This window comes from Geomonas propionica, from assembly GCF_016458235.1.
Taxonomy (GTDB): domain Bacteria; phylum Desulfobacterota; class Desulfuromonadia; order Geobacterales; family Geobacteraceae; genus Geomonas; species Geomonas propionica.
Window position 1 is genome coordinate 158,983 of the sequence record NZ_JAEMHK010000008.1, and the last position, 17,147, is coordinate 176,129.

Here is a 17,147-nt window from a genome sequence, read left to right on the forward strand (position 1 = left end):
CTCCTTAAATGCAGACTGAGATTAAGATAAAGATTTAGAATAATCCGTTTCCCCTTAGTCTTTATCTCAGTCTTAATCTGCCTCTTAGTTGTGCGCCAGATTCTGCGCTTCTTTTGCATTAGCCTGGAAGATGTTGGCGAGCTCGAAAATCAGGTTCAACGTTCCCTGGTAGCCTACCCACATCTTGTGGTGCGAGCCCAACCTATCGAACACCGGCATCCCCGTTCTCAGATGGGCGCCTATCCCCAATTTTTTCGCCGCCTGGCGGCCATTGGAATTGGCCACCAACAGGTCCGCTCCAGCCGCCGTCTGTTCCAGGTCCTCAAGGTCACCGACAAAGATGTTCTCGACCGGCAAAAGGTCGAGCCCGCGTGTCCTGGTGGCGGTGATGGCGACCTGGATGTCGCAGCCAAGCCCGGCCAGGAAATCGGTCATACCTTTCAGGTGATCGGCCTCCAGCGCCAGCGCGACTTTCTTCTGGCCGAACTGGTAGTGGCAATCGACCATGGCATCCATCAGTCTGCTTCTCCAGCGCCTGAACTTCTCCGGCACAGGTCTGTCCGAGATCACTGAGAGCGTAGCCATCAGGAGATCGGACTCGGCGAGACCGGTAATCGAAGTAAACCCGTAGCTCGGGATACCAAACCTCTCCTTGAGAATGCCGGCGGCATCGGCGAGCGAGTCACCGAAATAGAGCGTGGCGATGCTCCTTCCCGCCGCCTTGATCCGTTCAACGCCGACGCCCCCAACAGAGAGTGCGGAGACAGTAGCGTCGATGTGTCCATCCAGTGCATTGGATATGTCGGGCACCACCACTGGATCCAATCCAAAGCCCTTGCATATTTCAGCAATTTCTTCGACCTCTGCAGGAGTTAGCTGACAGCCAGGCAGGATACTTACCTGTACAGGTACAGGAATGCCGCCTTCCGGGATGGTCTGAACGATCGCTTCGACGGCTGCAGCGTACCCCTCCTGCATCGAGCCGCAATAATCCGGGGTGGACGCGTGGATGACCGGTATATGGTTGTGCTCGGGATGCGCCTCGCGAAACTTGAAGATGGCGCTTCGAACATCGTCCCCCATGGTCTCGGTTAGCCCTGTCGTCATCACTCCCACCACCGCCGGTTTGAACTTCTCCATGACACGGTTGAGGCCAAGTCTCACGTTGTCCCAGCCACCGAAGATCGCTGCGTCCTCGCTCATGCTGGTCGAGTTGAGGGCGATGGACTCCTTGAAGTGCCGTGAAAGCTGCAGCCTGATGAAGGTGGAGCACCCTTGCGCGCCGTGCAGAAGGCCCAGCATTCCGTCGATGCCGAGGTAGGCGAGCGTGGCGCCCAAGGCCGGTGAGTTCTTCTGCGGGTTGACGGTGGCGTTCTTGGTCGGCACCTTGACCCGCGACCCTTTCATGTCAATCGCGGCAACCCGGACTGCATGTCCCGCGGTGCGGGCCAGGTCGATTTCCAGCGCCGTAGCGTCCTTTTCCCATGGGGCCTTTCCGTTCAAGACCGGCCAGATCGGGTTGTTGACGGTTAGGTCGAGCTGTTTGGCGAAGGTGACCATGCCGGCATAGCCAGCGTAAGGGTGCGAGCGACCGTGGTTTATGTCCAGAAACGGCGTCTTGGTCTTCAGTGCGAGGTACTTGGTCTTCCCCCCCGCCACGATAAGGTCGGGAAGCTTGTCGTACATGACCGAGAGCAGGCCCGCGGTGCTGGTGTCGGTGATGATGGAGGCGTCTTCATGCATCAGCGCCTTCATGCGGTAAAAATCTTCCAGCGTCGAGTTCTGCGTCCCAGCGGCGAGTATCTCGACGCCAAGCTCGGCAAGCGCGTTGACCATGGACCAGGTCTTCACCCCGCCGGTGAAGAGGACAGCCCTTTTCCCTTCCAGTCGTGCCCGGTACGGAGCCAGTTCCGCGCGGCAGGCAGCCTCGCTCTCGGCGATCAGTTTTTCCACCCTGTCCTGCATGACCCGTTTTTCCAGGCCGTTCACCTGGTCATCCAATTCCCGCGCGATGTCGCGTAGCGCCTTGGCAACGTCGGTCATGCCGTAGAAGGACTCTTCCAGATACGGGATGCCGAAGTTCTTCTGCATCTTCTTGGCGAGGTTGGTGAGGCTCTTGGAACAGACGATGATGTTCAGCTTGGCGCGGTGCGCGTAGCGCAACTCCTCGAACTTCGCGTCGCCGCTGATACAGGAAAGGACGCGGATGCCGAGGCGTTCGAAGAGCGGTAGCATGCCCCAAAGGTCGCCGGCGATGTTGTACTCGCCGATGAGGTTGATGTCGTAGTCCGTGGTGTACTCGGGTTCGGCGGTGCCGATGACATATTTGAAGAGGGTCTCCCCCGCCAGGCGGTTGCCGATGTTCTTGTCGCCGATGAAGCCGGGTGTGTTCACCGGAATTACCGGGATGTTCACCTTGTCCCTGGCTGCATCGCAGACCGCCTCGATATCGTCGCCGGTCATGGAGGTAACGCAGGTGGCGTAGACGAAGATCGCCTTCGCCTCTGGATAGCGCGTCGCGAGTTCCTGGATGGCGCGGTACAGCTTCTTCTCTCCGCCGAAGATGACGTCGTTTTGCAGCATCTCGGTCGTGAAGCCGCGGCGGTAGATCTGGGAATCGGAGGAACGGGCGCCCCGGTTGTCCCAGGAGTTCCCGGCGCAGGCGATGGGGCCGTGCACCAGGTGAATGACGTCCGTGATGGGCATGAGGACCACGCGCGCGCCGTCATAGGCGCAGCTTCGTTCCGTCCCTTCGCCCGGTTCGGATTTTTTGCAAAACTTGGGAGCCCCGGCGTCGTGTGTGTCGCAATCTGTCGTGTCGTACCAATCCGGCTTCGCCATTGGAGCCTCCTTTAGAAGCGGTTAAAAACTAGGGGCTAGGGACTGGGGACTAGGGGCTAGTAAAGCCAAGACCTTGCTCTTGAAGCAGCTAGGGATGCCGCTTTTAGTTATTGCTAGCCCCCAGCCCCTAGTCCCTAGTCCCCGGGTGTTATCTCATCATCTCGAACTTACGGTCTTCGCAGGTCTCGTCCACGACCTCTATGAACTTGTTGCAGATGGTGGTCAGCATGTTGATGGCGCCCTGATAACCGATCAAGGGAGCGCGGTGAAGGTTGACACGGTCGAAGACCGGGAAGCCGAAACGAAACAGCGGGATATTGGCGTCGCGTGCGGCGAACTTGCCGTGGGTGTCGCCAATCATGGCGTCCACTGGGTCGGTCATCAGCAAGCTTCTCATGTGCCAGAGGTCCTTGCCCATGTAGATCTTGCACCCCTTGCCGTCCGGGGACGCGTCCAACAGCGCCTGAATCTCTTTCTCTACCTTTTTGGTCCCCTTGCTGCAGAGGATGTGGTGCGGTCGCGCGCCCATCTCCAGCAGGAAGGAAACGTAGCCCAAGAGGTAATCCGGGTCGCCGTAGAGCGCGAACTTCTTGCCGTGGATGTACTGGTGCGCGTCGGTCATGGCGTCGACGGCGTTGCCGCGCTCGGCCTTAAGCGACTCCGGCACCGGCTTGCCGAACAGCTCGGAGAGCTTCAGAAGCAGGGCATCGGTCTTGGCGACGCCGAACGGTGTCGGCAGGGAGGCGTGGACGCCGGAGTAGCTGTCCTTGATCCAGGCGAAGGTCTTGGCGCTTGCAAAGGGAGCTACGGTCAGGGTCGCCTTGCCGTTGATGGAATCCGCCGCGTCCTCCAGCTTGGTGCCGCCCGGGTAGGGACGGTAGGTGCCGTCCAGGGGCGAATCGAAGGTGTCGGAGATATCGGCGAGCAGCGTGTAGGGGATGCCGAATTCCTTGAGGATTCTCTTGTACTCGCGGTAGTTGCCGGTGTTGCAGTCAAAGCCTGGGATCAGGTTCAGCTTCCCGGTGCAGCGCCCCTCGATTTTCTTGCCCTCGGTCAGCGTCTGCAGGATGGAGAGGAGCATCGAGTCGTAGCCGTGAACGTGGGAGCCGTTGAAGCTCGGAGTGTTGGCGTAGGGGAGCGGGTAGTCCTGCGGCACGATCCCTTTGTTCCTCGCGTTCTTGATGAACGCGGTCAGGTCGTCGCCGATGACTTCCGGCATGCAGGAGGTGAAGACCGCCATCATTTTCGGCTTGTAGATGGTGTAGGCGTTCTCCAGTGCCTCGTGCAGGTTGTTCTGCCCCCCGAACACGGCGCCGTCCTCGGTCATGGAGTCGGACACGGCCGGAGCCGGCTCGCGGAAGTGACGGTTGAAGGTGGAGCGGTAGTACGAGGCGCACCCTTGGGAGCCGTGCACGAAGGGGAGCGTCCCCTCGAATCCGTGCGCGGCGAGCTCGGCACCCAGCGGCTGGCAGGCGTGCGGCGGGTTGATCACCAGTGCCTGGCGGGCGAAGTTCTTTTCCTTGTACTCCTCGGTATTGATCCACGCGGAAACCCGTTTCACTTCCTCTTCGGGTGTCTCGGTAACGTATTTCACGGCGGCTTCTGCAGTCATGTTTATGCTCCTTTAGGCCGGCGACAAATCCGTCGCACGGCGGTAGGTCAGATTGATAAATCCTTGTCTTGATCTGCGCTCTAGAAGGGCGCCTTCACCAGTTTCCAGGTCGGGCTGTTGACGGCCATGTCGACGTCGCGGGCGAAGATCGGGAAACCGTTGTAGGCGTGGTACGGGCCGGAGTAATCCCAGGAATGCATCTGGCGGAACGGGATGCCCATCTTCTGGAACAGGTATTTCTCTTTGATGCCCGAGCCGACCAGGTCAGGACGGAGTTCGTCAACGAACTGCTCCAGCTCGTGCTCGGAGGCGTCGTCGTAGATGACGGTGGCTTCCGGCATCTCCACGGAGGTCCTCTCGTAGTCGTCGCCGTGGGCGAATTCGTAACCGGAGCCGACCACCGTCATGCCGAGGTCAGCATAGGCGTTTACGGTGTGACGGGGGCGCAGACCGCCGACGTAGAGCATCACCTTCTTACCTTCCAGGCGCGGACGGTACTCGTCGATCACGGCCTGCATGATCGGGTCGTACTTGGCGATGGCCGCCTCCACCTTCTCCTTGATGTTGTCGTCGAAGTACTCGGCGATCTTCCTCAGGCTCTCGCGGATCTTGGTGGGGCCGAAGAAGTTGAATTCGAGCCAGGGGATGCCGTATTTCTCTTCCATCACGCGGCACATGTAGTTCATGGAGCGGTAGCAGTGGATCAGGTTCAGTTTCACCTTGTGGGTCGCCGCGATCTTCTCGAGCTCGCCGTCGCCGGTCCAGACCGCCTTGACGTTAAGACCTATTTCTTCAAGCAGAGGTTTAACGCTCCAGACGTCGCCGCCGATGTTGTAGTCACCGATGAGGGCGATGTCGTACGGGGACTCCGGCTCGGCGAACTCGCGGGTGCCGATGATGTGGTCGCGGATGGTATCGTTGGAGATGTGGTGGCCAAGCGACTGCGATACGCCGCGGAAACCCTCGCAGTTGCAGGGGATGACCGGGAGGTCGAGTTCCTTGGAGGCGGTCTTCGCCACCGAGTTGATGTCGTCACCGATGAGGCCGACTGGGCACTCCGAGAGGACCGAGATGCCCTTGGCGAGCGGAAAGAGTTCGTGCGCCTCGTTCAGGAGCGTCTTCAGCTTCTTGTCGCCCCCGTAGACGATGTCCTTTTCCTGGAAATCGGAGGTGAACTGCATGGCGAACTGGGTGACGCCGTTAATCCCGGTCACCAGATTGCGACGTGTGCCCCAGGAGTACCAGCCACAGCCGACCGGGCCGTGGGAGACGTGCACCATGTCGCGGATCGGTCCCCAGACCACCCCTTTGGCGCCTGCATAGGCGCAGCCGCGGGCGCTCATGATACCGGGAATGGTCTTGCGGTTACTCTTGACGCAGGCCCCCTCCCCTTCGTTGGGAGCCAGGTGCGGCGCCCTCTTCTTCTTGGCCTTATCCGGATAGATCTCCATGGCGTGATCGATCATCGCCTGGGTAGATTCCTTTGTGATCCCAGCTACTTTCTTTACGGGTGCTCCTGACATATAAGGCTCCTTTTCAGGGGGGGATGCCGATTCCACCCCTGCAGAAAATTAAACCGCTGCCGACTCTGCCACGCCCACGATCGACTCGTCCTCGGCTTCCATGATGCCAAACTCCATCAGCAGTTCTTCCAGCTCCTCCATCTCCAGCGGTGTCGGTACTACCAGCATCTTGTTGTCGTAAATCTTCTGCGCTAGGGTGCGGTATTCCTGTGCCTGGGGATGCTCGGGGGAGTACTCGATGACGGTCATCCTGCGCAACTCGGCGCGCTGTACCTGGTTGTCGCGCGGCACGAAGTGGATCATCTGGGTGCCGAGTTTGGCGGCGAGAGCCGAGATCAATTCGTACTCCTTGTCCGTCTTCCTTGCGTTGCAGATGAGGCCGGCGAGGCGGACCTTGCCGGAGGAAGCGTACTTGAGGATACCCTTGGCGATGTTGTTGGCGGCGTACATGGCCATCATCTCGCCGGAGGTCACGATGTAGATCTCTTCCGCCTTCCCTTCGCGAATCGGCATGGCGAAACCGCCGCAGACGACGTCGCCTAGGACGTCGTAGAATACGAAGTCGAGGTCCGGGGTGTAGGCGCCGTTTTCTTCCAGGAAGTTGATGGCGGTGATGACGCCGCGCCCTGCACAGCCGACACCCGGCTCCGGACCGCCGGACTCGACGCATTTGACATCGCCGTAGCCGACCTTCATGACGTCATCAAGCTCCAGGTCCTCGACGGTACCGAGTTCGCGCACCAGGTCCATGACGGTGGACTGGGCCTTGGCGTGGAGGATAAGCCGGGTAGAGTCCGCCTTGGGGTCGCAACCGACGATCATGACCTTCTTACCGAGGGATGCCAGACCTGCCACAGTGTTCTGGGTGGTGGTGGATTTGCCGATGCCGCCTTTGCCGTAGATCGCGATCTGTCTCATGTTCCTTCTCCTTTTTTGTGCCCCGCTGCCGCCACCGTCTACCGGTAACCGCTGGACCGACTTCGTCAGCCGCTCTGACGACCCCGCCGGTCTGGTCCGATCACCTCAGATGCGGAGGCGACGCGGAGCTCTTTTAGTTTTCGAGGCCAATTCCAAATAAAAAGGGCGCTCCGTACTGCTACGGTGGCGCCCTTGCCTTCTTGCTTTGGTTGGAATACCTCGGTGTATCCCTATTCGGTTTTGTTGTTACTTTAGCAGCTACCGTGCCAACTTGTAACTTCTCGTTTTTACTTCGCTATACCGTTTACAAAATCATCATTCTTTGCGGCTCGGGGCTTTTGGGTGAGGCATATGCCTAACATTTGTGCACCGTTCAGGCAGTGCTCGGTGTGTATCGAACCTCGTGATCTATGCCGCCAACGATACCGCTAAGGACTGGTGCAGCTTGAGCAGGTCTTTTGCCGCAAGCGGCCCTTTGATGCGCTGAGCGGTGCTTCTGACCTGGGCCATCAGTTCCTGCGCCTCGTCACGGGAAATCGGGATCCCGATCTGGCGGTAGCTTTCCACGATGCCATTAGTGCCAGAGTGCTTGCCGGCCACGATGTGCCTGGTGAGGCCGACTTCTTCAGGCGGAAACAGCTCGTAGTTACGCGGGTCCTTCAATACCCCGTCCGCATGCAGCCCGGACTCGTGCGAGAACACCTTCTCCCCCACCACAGCCTTCCAGGCAGGCACCTCGCGGTTGGAGGCGCGTCCTACCAGCCTGGATACGGCTCGAAAGCGCCTGGTGTCGATGCCGACATCGATGCCGCAGGCGACCTTGAGGGCCATGACCACCTCTTCAAGAGCCGCGTTTCCGGCTCGCTCGCCCAGGCCGTTGACGGTAGTGCTGATGTAGCGCGCCCCTCCCCTCACCCCCGCGAGAGCGTTGGCGGTGGCCAGTCCTAGGTCATTGTGGGTGTGCACCTCGATATCCATTTCCGGGACGGCACTTTTCAGACGCGCTACCTTCTCGTACATGGCGAAGGGATCGAGGATGCCCAGCGTGTCACAGAACCGGAAGCGGTCCGCACCGTTTTCGTGCGCGATTCGCAGCAACTCGGCCAGGAAGTCACCGTCGGCGCGGCTGGCGTCCTCGCCCCCGACACAGACGTACAGCCCCTTCCCCTTGGCGAAACCCAGTGCGCGCTTCAACTGTTCCTTCACCCAAGTCCTGCTCTTGTTGATCTTGTGCTCGATCATGATGTCGGACACGCTCAGCGAAATATCCACGGACTCAATGCCGCAGGCGATGCTCGCTTCGATGTCCGTTACCAGTGCCCGGTTCCAGGTGATGAGTCGGGCCGATAGCCCGAGATTAACCAGGGCCCGGATCGATGTGCGTTCCTCCTCGCCCATGGCCGGGATGCCGCACTCAAGCTCGTGCACCCCCATGTCGTCGAGGTGCCTCGCGATGGCGATCTTCTCGCGGGTGCTGAAGACGACGCCAGCCGTCTGTTCGCCGTCGCGCAATGTCGTGTCGCCGATGAATACCCTTGCTTGCTCACCCATAGCGCCTCCTTCCGAAGCCGAAACTCCATTTCCAAAGCGTAGCGGGCGACGTTGCCCTCCAGTTGCCGTGAGGCATTGACCTTGTAGAGCAGAAGCTATGCCAGTAGACGGAAAGAGTCGGTATACGCGAACCGCCGCTTACTCAAGTAGCCGAAGTCACATGGAAAAACACGGCGCTCAACTTTGCTTGGCGGGGTGACGTCTGAAAGTGTACATGGCATGACAACCAGCAGGACGCTTAAATAAATGGCAGAAACCGCCTTGGACCCTCATGCGCGACATCTTCTCTGCTTATATTGCTGGTAGACTGTCAGTGATAGACAAACAAAGGAGTCGTTATGTCAGAGATGCCTGATCAAGGCGCGACGGTCGTCATCACCCACCGGGTGAAAGACGGGCAGCAGGCGGGCTACGACGAGTGGTTGGAAGAGATTGGGCCTTTATGCAGAGCCTCCCTCGGTCATCTCGACTGGCATATCGTCCGCCCTCTACCCGGCCTGTCCGAGACCTATACCATAGTCATCCGATTCGACACCGTAGAGAACCTGCAAGTATGGATGAATTCGGAGGTGCGCCGGCAACTGATAGAAAAGGTCCGTCCATTGCTCGCCGGCGACGACGACTTTTTTGTTCGTAGCGGCCTGGACTTCTGGTTCACACCGCAGGGGGCGAAAGCGAAAGTGCCGGTCCGTTGGAAACAATTCCTGGTGACGTGGTCGGCGATTTTCCCGCTAGCGACATGCGTGCCGTTGGCCTTAATACCGATGCTGCGTTGGCTCGGTCTGCCTCATCTTTCCTACCTCGACACGTTCTTCGTCTCCGGCGCTATCGTGTTCCTCATGGTCTACTTGGTCATGCCGCGCTATACGCGATTGGTGCAGCGCTGGCTCTTTCGCTGATCAATCCCTGCTGCCCCCTCCCCTCGACGTTCCAACACACTTGATGCGCCTTTCTTTGCCACAATGCTCGCGGAGCGCTCCCAGAAGGCCGCCGCGGAAATCTCCAATCTGTCCCAGGGTAGCGTGGAAGTGGCGGACAAGGCAGGCGAGATGCTGGCGCAGATGCTTCCCAATATCCAGAAGACGTCGGAATTGGTGCAGGAGATCACCGCCGCCTGTAAGGAACAGGATGCCGGCGTGGTGCAGATCAATCAGGCGATTCAGTAACTCGACCAGGTGATTCAGCAGAATGCGTCGGGCGCGGAGGAAATGGCGAGCACCGCCGAGGAACTTGCCAGCCAGGCCGAGCAACTTCAAGGCGCCATTGCCCAGCTCACCACTGGCGATAAGGGCGAGAAGGCGATTGCGCCGATGCGCAGGCCCGCAGTAAACCCCGCAGCGAAGAGAGCTGCCGCGAAGCCCACCGCCAGCAAACTCACTTGCCAGTGCGGTGCTCGATCTTGAAGAACAGGACGAGCGGTTCGAGAAATACTAGTAAAAGGTTGCTAACTGTGATCCAAGTTACATCTAAATAGTACGAATTACTCCAATCTGCCGTTTACAGTGTGGATGCTTTCAGTCTCGAGTGTGGCGGGAACAACGTCATTAGCTGAAAAGGAGGACGTGATGGCTTCCAAAGATCGCAGCGGCGGTGCCAGGTTGGATTCGGCGGATTTTTGTGTCCTGCAGGTGCAGCTTTCCAGCAAGGGAGCAGTGGCAAGCTCCTATCCACAGACTCACTTCGTGACGGTAGACAACCAGATGGAGACACTGGACTTCGTACACAACAATCTGGACCTGTGCGCGAAAAACATCCTCAAGCTGCTCCGCTGCAAAGACAACAAATAAGAAATCCCCGGGAGCACTCTCCCGGGGATTTCAAAAAAACTCCTTCGTAATGTCTGGCACCGGCGATAGCCCAGCCTCGCCTACTTGTGCCCTGGTGCCAGTTTGGCGAGGACTGCCCGCACCCGTTTGGCGTTGGTATCAACGCCAGACATGCCGACCAAAGACACGGAGCGGGCGTCGAGTAGCGACCGCTCTCCTGCAGGAACAACACGAATCACGATGTCGTCCTTGAAACCGAACCACCGTGTCGTGGCGGTAGCCTCAATGGTCTCTTCCGCCGGGCGCTCCGCCACTATGTCCCAGCCCAGATTCCTTGCCGTTTAATCCCCTGTTGTAAGCCTCGTTCCCCGACAACGCCAAAACGCCCCTCTTCAGTTCAGGGTACGCTTTCATCTGCTGGATAGCGACATCCCCCCGCCGTTGCTTCTAACACTCCCGCTCGACCTGTTTGCTGTACCTACTCATAGCGAGTAGTAGTTTATCTGCATATTCGAAACCAACACCTGAACGATATAGGCGAGGCTCGCGATTAAACATAATCGAGATTACAATCAAGTAATCGCTATATTAAATTGTGACTTTATATTCTATGGTATAGGTAGTTACTGAGTAAATTTATAAGACAATACGTTACGTAATAACAATAATTGTTTAGCCGAAAATAATACTTCCTTCTCTACAATCTACTCAAGATCCCTTGTACCACTCCGATAATCAATAAACCTTGTATGACATTTTTGGCATCGCTTCACAGAAATGTACCCCGACGGCATCACCGCCCGTGGTTCTACACGCACGTACATCACACAAGCTGAACAACACAAGGAGGTTTTACATGAAGTGGTTCTGGGACCTGAAAGTTGGAGCAAAGCTCATCACGGGGTTTTTGATCGTTTCTTTGATTACCGCGTGCGTCGGTGCTTTGGGCATCAAAAACATGGGAACTATAAGTGCCCTCACTGACCAGATGTACGAAAAGGAGCTGCTGGGAACTTCCCATATCAAAGAGGCAAACATAAACCTGCTGTACATCGCCCGAGCGGAAAAGAACTTCCTTCTCGCCACTACACCGCAAGAACGGGACAGGTACCTGGCGAACGTAAACAAATACAAGGCCAAATATCAAGAAGAACTCAGCATTGCGAAACCTCTATTCTATTCTGAAAAGGGGAAAGCACTTTTCAGAAAATTGGAGGCTGCCAGCGACGAGTGGCTAAAGGTCCAAGAGAGGGTAATCGAGCTTGGCAGTAAAGACCGGTTAAACGATAAGAAAGATTCCGTCGCTCTTTCCTTTGGGGAAGCAAGGAACAAGATTAACGTGGTGGACACAACCATTGACGAACTGACAAAGGTCAAGCAGGAGAGGTCGAAAGCCGCTTCTGACGAGGCCCACACTATCTACAAGTCCAGCCTGATAGTCATGATCGCTCTGGTTGTCTTTGGCGTGCTCGCCGGTATAGCGATCGGTCTTTTCCTCTCTCGCTTCATAAGCCGGGCTCTTGCCAAAGGAGTTGATGCAGCAAACAAACTCGCCCAGGGTGACCTGTCATTTACCATCGAGGAGACCGGCAAGGACGAGACCGGACAGTTATTGGCGGCAATGCGGACGATGATCGGCAGCGTCAAGGCTTTGGTCGCCGACGCGGTCATGCTTTCCGGCTCGGCTGTGGAGGGGAAACTTGCCGTACGCGCCGATACGTCCAAACACCAGGGTGCATACCGGGAAGTGATCGAAGGCGTCAACGGGACACTGGATGCCGTGATCACCCCGCTGAACGTAGCCGCCGGTTGCATAGATCAGATTTCCAAAGGCGACATGCCGGAGAAGATAACTGCTGAATACAAGGGTGACTTCAACGAGATAAAGAACAACCTCAACGCGCTGATAGACGCGATGGCAACCATTACCGCAGCGGCCAAAGAGGTGGCAGGCGGGAACCTCACCGTCGCGATCGTGGAGCGCTCCAACAAGGACGAGCTGATGCGGTCCCTGGCAAACATGGTGGAGAAGCTCTCTGAAGTGGTCAACGATGTGAAATCGGCTGCCGACAACGTAGCGGCAGGAAGCCAACAGATGTCCTCAGGTGCGGAGGAGCTTTCCCAGGGCGCAACCGAGCAGGCGGCATCCGCCGAAGAGGCTTCTTCCTCGATGGAGCAGATGTCCTCGAACATCAGGCAGAACGCGGACAACGCGATGCAGACCGAGAAGATCGCGGTGAAGTCAGCGGCCGACGCCCAGGAGGGTGAAAAAGCCGTTTTTCAAACGGTGACCGCCATGAAGGAGATCGCCGGCAAGATCTCGATCATAGAGGAGATCGCCCGCCAGACCAACCTGCTCGCACTGAACGCGGCGATCGAAGCGGCGAGGGCAGGCGAGCACGGCAAAGGATTTGCCGTGGTCGCAAGCGAGGTACGAAAACTGGCCGAGCGTTCCCAAAGGGCTGCCGCAGAAATCTCTGAGCTGTCGTCCTCCAGCGTCGAGGTAGCCGAAACGGCCGGCGAGATGCTCGCCACCATGCTCCCCGACATCCAGCGCACCGCAGGGTTGGTGCAGGAGATCTCCGCCGCCTCGAAGGAGCAGGATTGTGGCGCAGAGCAGATCAACAAGGCCATCCAGCAACTGGACCAGGTCATCCAGCAGAACGCTTCGGCTGCGGAAGAGATGTCGGCCACGGCGGAAGAGCTCGCCAACCAGTCCGAACAGTTGCAGGCTACCATCAGCTTCTTTACAGTGGCGGGATCGCATACTCGGCAGGCTGGTCCGGCAAGAGCTGCAGCCACAAAGGTACCGGTCAAAAAAGCGGCGACAGGGAAAGGGCGCCCGAAGCTCACTCAATCAGGTGCACTGGGCGCGAGCATCGAGCTCAATGCCGCAGATGATGCTTTCGAGGCTTTTTAGTAGTTTGATCGACTAGGGAACTATGACCAACGCCACAATAATCGAGGCGGATCCAAGGCTGATCCGCCTCGCGTCACCAGACATCATCATGTTGATGCGCGGAAAAGGTGGCAAATGAGGCACTGCTCTTTGGGAGGATGCTTGTCGGGAAGTGGGATCGAGCTTTGACCATGACAGGTGGCGCAGACAAGTTCCGTCGCCGCCTGGGTTCGCCCGGTCTTCATGGCGTCGTACAGTGGCTTGTGGCGCTCATCGAGAGGAACGTTCTTCCCCCTCCCTTTCTCCGACCCAAGGGCCAGAAGGCCGATCAATGCCATGCCGCCGGCGGCCATAAGCCAATCCCTGCCGGTTAGTTTCATGAACTACCCTCCCCTAAAAAAAAATCCCCAAACGGGGGACGTTCGGGGACATAGGTAACACTTTTCACCCTGCAGGGCACCCTTTATTTTCCGGGCGCCCTGCAGGGTGTTATTTTTGCGACGGGCCCAGTTTCGCCAGGAAGGCCCGCACCCGTTTCGCGTTGGTGCCGACGTCCGATATGCCGACCCGTGACACGGAGCGGATGTCGAGTAGCGACCGTTCTCCGGCAGGAACCACGCGGATCACGATGTCATCCTTGAAGCCGAACCACCGCGTCGTGTCGGTGGCCTCAATGGTCCCTTCCGCCGGGCGCTCCGCCACGATGTCCCACCCCAGATCCCTCGCCGTTAACAGCGCCGTCTTGTAAGCCTCGTTCGCAGGCATCCCCAACACGACCGTCTTCAGTTCCGGGTATGCCTTCATCTGTTGCGTTGCGACGTCCACCCCGCCATATCTGACACCGGCTCGGCGCAGGGTGCTGATTGCCACGAAGCGCGGCGGGTTGTTGAGATCCGTGCTGATGTCGTGGATACGCGGGAAACTTTGCGCCTGAACCTTCCAGTACAGCGGAATCCCGAACGAGATCAGGGCGAGGATTAACGCGATCAGCGAAACGAAAATCCCCCAGAAGTGTCTTTGCCTGACTGAGACCACGCTCGATGCGAGTGCGACGACGGCGCATCCCAACCCGATATAGCCTGCCGCCGTGATCATGGCGAAGCCGGTCCTGAAGTTCCAGGCGTGGAGCCTGGCACCGGGGCCGGAAGAGAAAAGGAGTAAGGCCGCAAAGACGGCGCAGGCAACTGCAAAAAGCGGCAGCAGCATGGCGGTGCTGCGGATGGAAGTCTTTCTTTGCTCCTGTTCCATGTTGCCCCCCTTCCCGCTGATACTCTCCCCTATCCCCTCCGCCTTTCCTGCCATGACCGGGAAACTACCGCGCTTCCTTTCAAGGCACGACGCCTGCTATGACGCCTGCGCCGTTGGGAAGTTCGATCGGGAGTCGGCGCACCTCGGTCGCCCCTGCTTTCAAAAGCATGTCGAAGAGTTCCCCCTGGCTGTAGGCCTGCCCCTCGGGCGTTCCGAGCAGCATGTTCAGCGAGAACAGTGCCGGGAATACCGGGGCGTCCTTCTTGTCGTCCAGTATGAATTCCTGGATCAGGATCATGCCGCCGTGCTCCAGGGTGGCCACGGTCTTACCGAGCACCCTGGCGCAGGCATCGGGACCGATGCCGTGCAACACGTGCGACAGCCAAGCCACGTCGAACCCTTCGGGCAGGTCTTCCTGTTCGAAGTCCGCGGCGACAAAGCCGATGCGGTCGGACAAGTCGAAGCGCGCCACGGTCTGCTCGGCGAAGCTCCTGGTGGTAGGGAGGTCGCAGATGACGGCATCGAGTTGAGGGTTTTGCCGGCAGAAGTGAATGGCGTAGGTGCCGGGGCCGCCCCCGAGATCGAGCAGGCGTCTGCGTCCTCCCAGATCGATCTGGGGGACGATCTTCGGTGCGATCATCATGGCGAGGTTGAACATCCCCATTAGGAAGCTTTCCCGCGAACTCTCGACGTCCTCATGCGAGACCCGTTCCAGGACGGGATGCCCTGTCTTGACGGCCTCGTCCAGACAACTCCAGCCGGCCACCAGGTGATGGTGGTGCATGATGATGTGGCCCAAGTAGTCAGGCGAGGTGCGATTGAGGAATTTCGTGGAAAACGCGGTGGCCGCGTAGAGGCGACCTTCTTTTTTCAGCAGGCCGAGCGCGGTGAGTGCGTCGAGCAGCATGGTGAGACCGCGGGCATCGCACGTCAGCGTGCCGGCCAGTTCGGCTGCCGTCAGCGGGTTCGAGGCAAGAGGCGTGAAGATGTTCAATTTGACCCCGGCATGCAGGGCGCAGGTGCTCCAGTAACCACCGGATAATTCGAGAAGCGTTGCGGGCGTCCACTCTTTCAATTCCACTATCCCCTCCCCTTGATATGTCCCCGGCTACTCCGGGATCTCACATGAAATACGGCGATGCTGCTGAAATCATTAGACCGGGCAAGTCTACCCGGCCATGAGAGGGGCGTCAAGCAGCACGCGACGCGCAGGCCGGGCAAAAGAAGAGGGTGTGCCGGTCGGCCCACCCTCCCCCAAACGCCCATATCCCGCCCGCCTTGCTTATTTGATCAAGGTCGGCGGCAGGATCTCGTGCTCTTTTTTGAACTGCAGCTTCTTGCTGCCGCGGTTATTGGTGTACTTGGAAAGTTCCAGGTCGATCTTCTCGGGGACGCGCTCGCCGGCCTTGGCCAGCAACTGGCGCAGGTGCATGTCGGCTCCGGCGGCATGACTGGAGGCGTCCTCGATGACCCGCATGGCCTCTGCAGGGTTGTGGAACCCGGTCGAGTTCTCCGCCCCCAGGAAGATCAGGCGGTAGAACGCCTGATCGTAGTGTTCCCTGGCCATCTCGTACAGTACTTGATCGATCTGCTTGCCGGCCGCTCTCGCCTTGTTGGCCATCTCGAACAGTTTGGCGTCGGTGGCGACGGCATAACCGGTCGTCAGGTAGCGGTCGATGAAACGGTCCTGGATGGCGATCACCTTCTGCCGCAACTGCGCCGGGGTCTCGCTGTGGCAGGCGGCGCAGGCGGACATGCTCCCCTTAAGCGGGCTCATGATCCTGTGATCCGTGAGTTCCTCGTTGTTGGACGTCATTATCGGCATGTGGCAGTCGGCACAGGTCACCCCGGCAAGGTAATGCGGGCTCTGGTTCGAGTAGAACTCGTACTCGGGATGGCGCACGAAGGCGAGCTTGAACCCGGTTACCGCCTGGGTCCATTCCAGGTTGGCCGGGGAGCTCTTGATCTGCTTGATGATGTTCTCGATGGTGATATGCCCTTCCTTGCTGCCGGCCCAGGGGAACACGACGTCGGTGGAGTGCATATCCTTGTCCTTAGGGATCATATAGGTGACGTGGCACTGCGCGCAGACGAAGGTTCTCTTCTGGTCCCGGTTCAGGGTCGAGGCGTCGAGACCGATCTCCCTTAGCGCTTTGCCCAGGGTGAATCCGCGGGAGATCTTGAGCGACATGGACCTGTTGTCGTGGCAGTCGATGCAGGCGACCCCCAGGGTCTGGTTGGCCTTCGGGAGGCGCGCCAACACCTCTTTGTACGGCGTCGAGAAATAGGCAGGTCCCATTTCCTTGGCGAGCTTGGGTGCGTAGGGGGTCTTGCAGGTGAGACAGGCGCCGCCGGCCTTGATCCTGCCTGGATCGACCTCGAGCTGATCCTGCACCATGTAGTAGTGCCCGCGCGGCTCGTTGTATTCGGCACCGAAGCCCCAACCGTTGTACAGCAGCGCCAGGAAAGGGTACTCGTCCAGTTTGTCGCGCCTATCCTCGCCTACGTCATAGCCCCGCTTGTACTTGCTGAGCCCGGCAGGGGTCGGTTCGCTGGTAAGCTTCCACTGCTGGTAATGGATCGGGTACAGCTTGCCCCAACGCGCCGGGTCAATGGCGGCGTCGGCCGGATCAAGCTGCGCTTCGGCCGCCTGGGTTGGTTGCACCTCGGTAGCGCGGTGGCTGCAGCCGGCCCAGATTGCGGAGGCCGCCAGCATCGCAAGGACGGCGACAGTGCATCTCGTGGCGATCTTGACACCCATCTTTAGTTCCTCCCTTTTCATGGCGTTG

General features: G+C 58.7%; 13 protein-coding genes and 1 pseudogene. 4 read left to right on the plus strand and 10 right to left on the minus strand.

From position 1 onward, the window contains the following. Positions 1–84: 84 nt before the first annotated feature. The 5 genes from JFN90_RS12215 to nifV all read right to left on the minus strand — a co-directional run bounded on the left by JFN90_RS12215 (position 85) and on the right by nifV (position 8,445). Positions 85–2,841, minus strand: a complete 2,757-nt coding sequence (locus JFN90_RS12215; RefSeq protein ID WP_199395396.1) for a bifunctional nitrogenase iron-molybdenum cofactor biosynthesis protein NifEN — start codon at positions 2,839–2,841, stop codon at positions 85–87. Positions 2,842–2,989: 148 nt separating this feature from the next. Then, on the minus strand, positions 2,990–4,453 hold the full coding sequence (gene nifK, locus JFN90_RS12220; protein ID WP_199395397.1) for a nitrogenase molybdenum-iron protein subunit beta: 1,464 nt from the start codon (positions 4,451–4,453) through the stop codon (positions 2,990–2,992). Between the two features lie 80 nt (positions 4,454–4,533). Continuing rightward, the gene (gene nifD / locus JFN90_RS12225; protein WP_199395398.1) at positions 4,534–5,976 is read right to left on the minus strand and encodes a nitrogenase molybdenum-iron protein alpha chain; all 1,443 of its coding nucleotides are present in this window, start codon (positions 5,974–5,976) and stop codon (positions 4,534–4,536) included. Positions 5,977–6,024: 48 nt separating this feature from the next. Next, positions 6,025–6,894 (minus strand): nitrogenase iron protein, encoded by an 870-nt coding sequence (gene nifH, locus JFN90_RS12230; protein ID WP_199395399.1) that lies wholly within the window; start codon positions 6,892–6,894, stop codon positions 6,025–6,027. A 408-nt stretch (positions 6,895–7,302) separates the two neighbouring features. Beyond that, positions 7,303–8,445, minus strand: a complete 1,143-nt coding sequence (gene nifV / locus JFN90_RS12235) for a homocitrate synthase (RefSeq protein WP_199395400.1) — start codon at positions 8,443–8,445, stop codon at positions 7,303–7,305. Between the two features lie 338 nt (positions 8,446–8,783). On the opposite strand from nifV, the gene JFN90_RS12240 reads away from it, so the two are divergent. From JFN90_RS12240 to JFN90_RS12250, 3 genes and pseudogenes are all read left to right on the plus strand, one after another. Beyond that, on the plus strand, positions 8,784–9,344 hold the full coding sequence (locus JFN90_RS12240) for an antibiotic biosynthesis monooxygenase (RefSeq protein ID WP_199395401.1): 561 nt from the start codon (positions 8,784–8,786) through the stop codon (positions 9,342–9,344). A 66-nt stretch (positions 9,345–9,410) separates the two neighbouring features. Further along, positions 9,411–9,848 (plus strand): annotated as a pseudogene (locus JFN90_RS12245) (methyl-accepting chemotaxis protein); the annotation flags it as partial. A gap of 162 nt (positions 9,849–10,010) precedes the next feature. Next, positions 10,011–10,232, plus strand: a complete 222-nt coding sequence (locus JFN90_RS12250) for a hypothetical protein (RefSeq protein ID WP_199395402.1) — start codon at positions 10,011–10,013, stop codon at positions 10,230–10,232. 80 nt (positions 10,233–10,312) lie between these two features. On the opposite strand, the gene JFN90_RS12255 is transcribed toward JFN90_RS12250, so the two are convergent. Continuing rightward, the gene (locus tag JFN90_RS12255; RefSeq protein ID WP_328755635.1) at positions 10,313–10,525 is read right to left on the minus strand and encodes a DUF1499 domain-containing protein; all 213 of its coding nucleotides are present in this window, start codon (positions 10,523–10,525) and stop codon (positions 10,313–10,315) included. 542 nt (positions 10,526–11,067) lie between these two features. Between JFN90_RS12255 and JFN90_RS12260 the strand changes: the two genes are divergently transcribed. Continuing rightward, positions 11,068–13,131 carry a HAMP domain-containing methyl-accepting chemotaxis protein gene (locus JFN90_RS12260; protein WP_199395403.1) on the plus strand — a complete coding sequence of 688 codons (2,064 nt, stop codon included), beginning with the start codon at positions 11,068–11,070 and terminating at the stop codon, positions 13,129–13,131. 86 nt (positions 13,132–13,217) lie between these two features. Here JFN90_RS12260 and JFN90_RS12265 read toward each other — a convergent pair whose 3' ends face one another. From JFN90_RS12265 to JFN90_RS12280, 4 genes are all read right to left on the minus strand, one after another. Then, positions 13,218–13,490 carry a cytochrome C gene (locus JFN90_RS12265; RefSeq protein WP_199395404.1) on the minus strand — a complete coding sequence of 91 codons (273 nt, stop codon included), beginning with the start codon at positions 13,488–13,490 and terminating at the stop codon, positions 13,218–13,220. 109 nt (positions 13,491–13,599) lie between these two features. Then, the gene (locus JFN90_RS12270) at positions 13,600–14,358 is read right to left on the minus strand and encodes a DUF1499 domain-containing protein (RefSeq protein ID WP_199395405.1); all 759 of its coding nucleotides are present in this window, start codon (positions 14,356–14,358) and stop codon (positions 13,600–13,602) included. 79 nt (positions 14,359–14,437) lie between these two features. Next, positions 14,438–15,439, minus strand: a complete 1,002-nt coding sequence (locus tag JFN90_RS12275; protein ID WP_199395406.1) for a methyltransferase — start codon at positions 15,437–15,439, stop codon at positions 14,438–14,440. Positions 15,440–15,640: 201 nt separating this feature from the next. Then, positions 15,641–17,119 (minus strand): ammonia-forming cytochrome c nitrite reductase subunit c552, encoded by a 1,479-nt coding sequence (locus tag JFN90_RS12280; protein WP_199395407.1) that lies wholly within the window; start codon positions 17,117–17,119, stop codon positions 15,641–15,643. Positions 17,120–17,147: the final 28 nt, after the last annotated feature.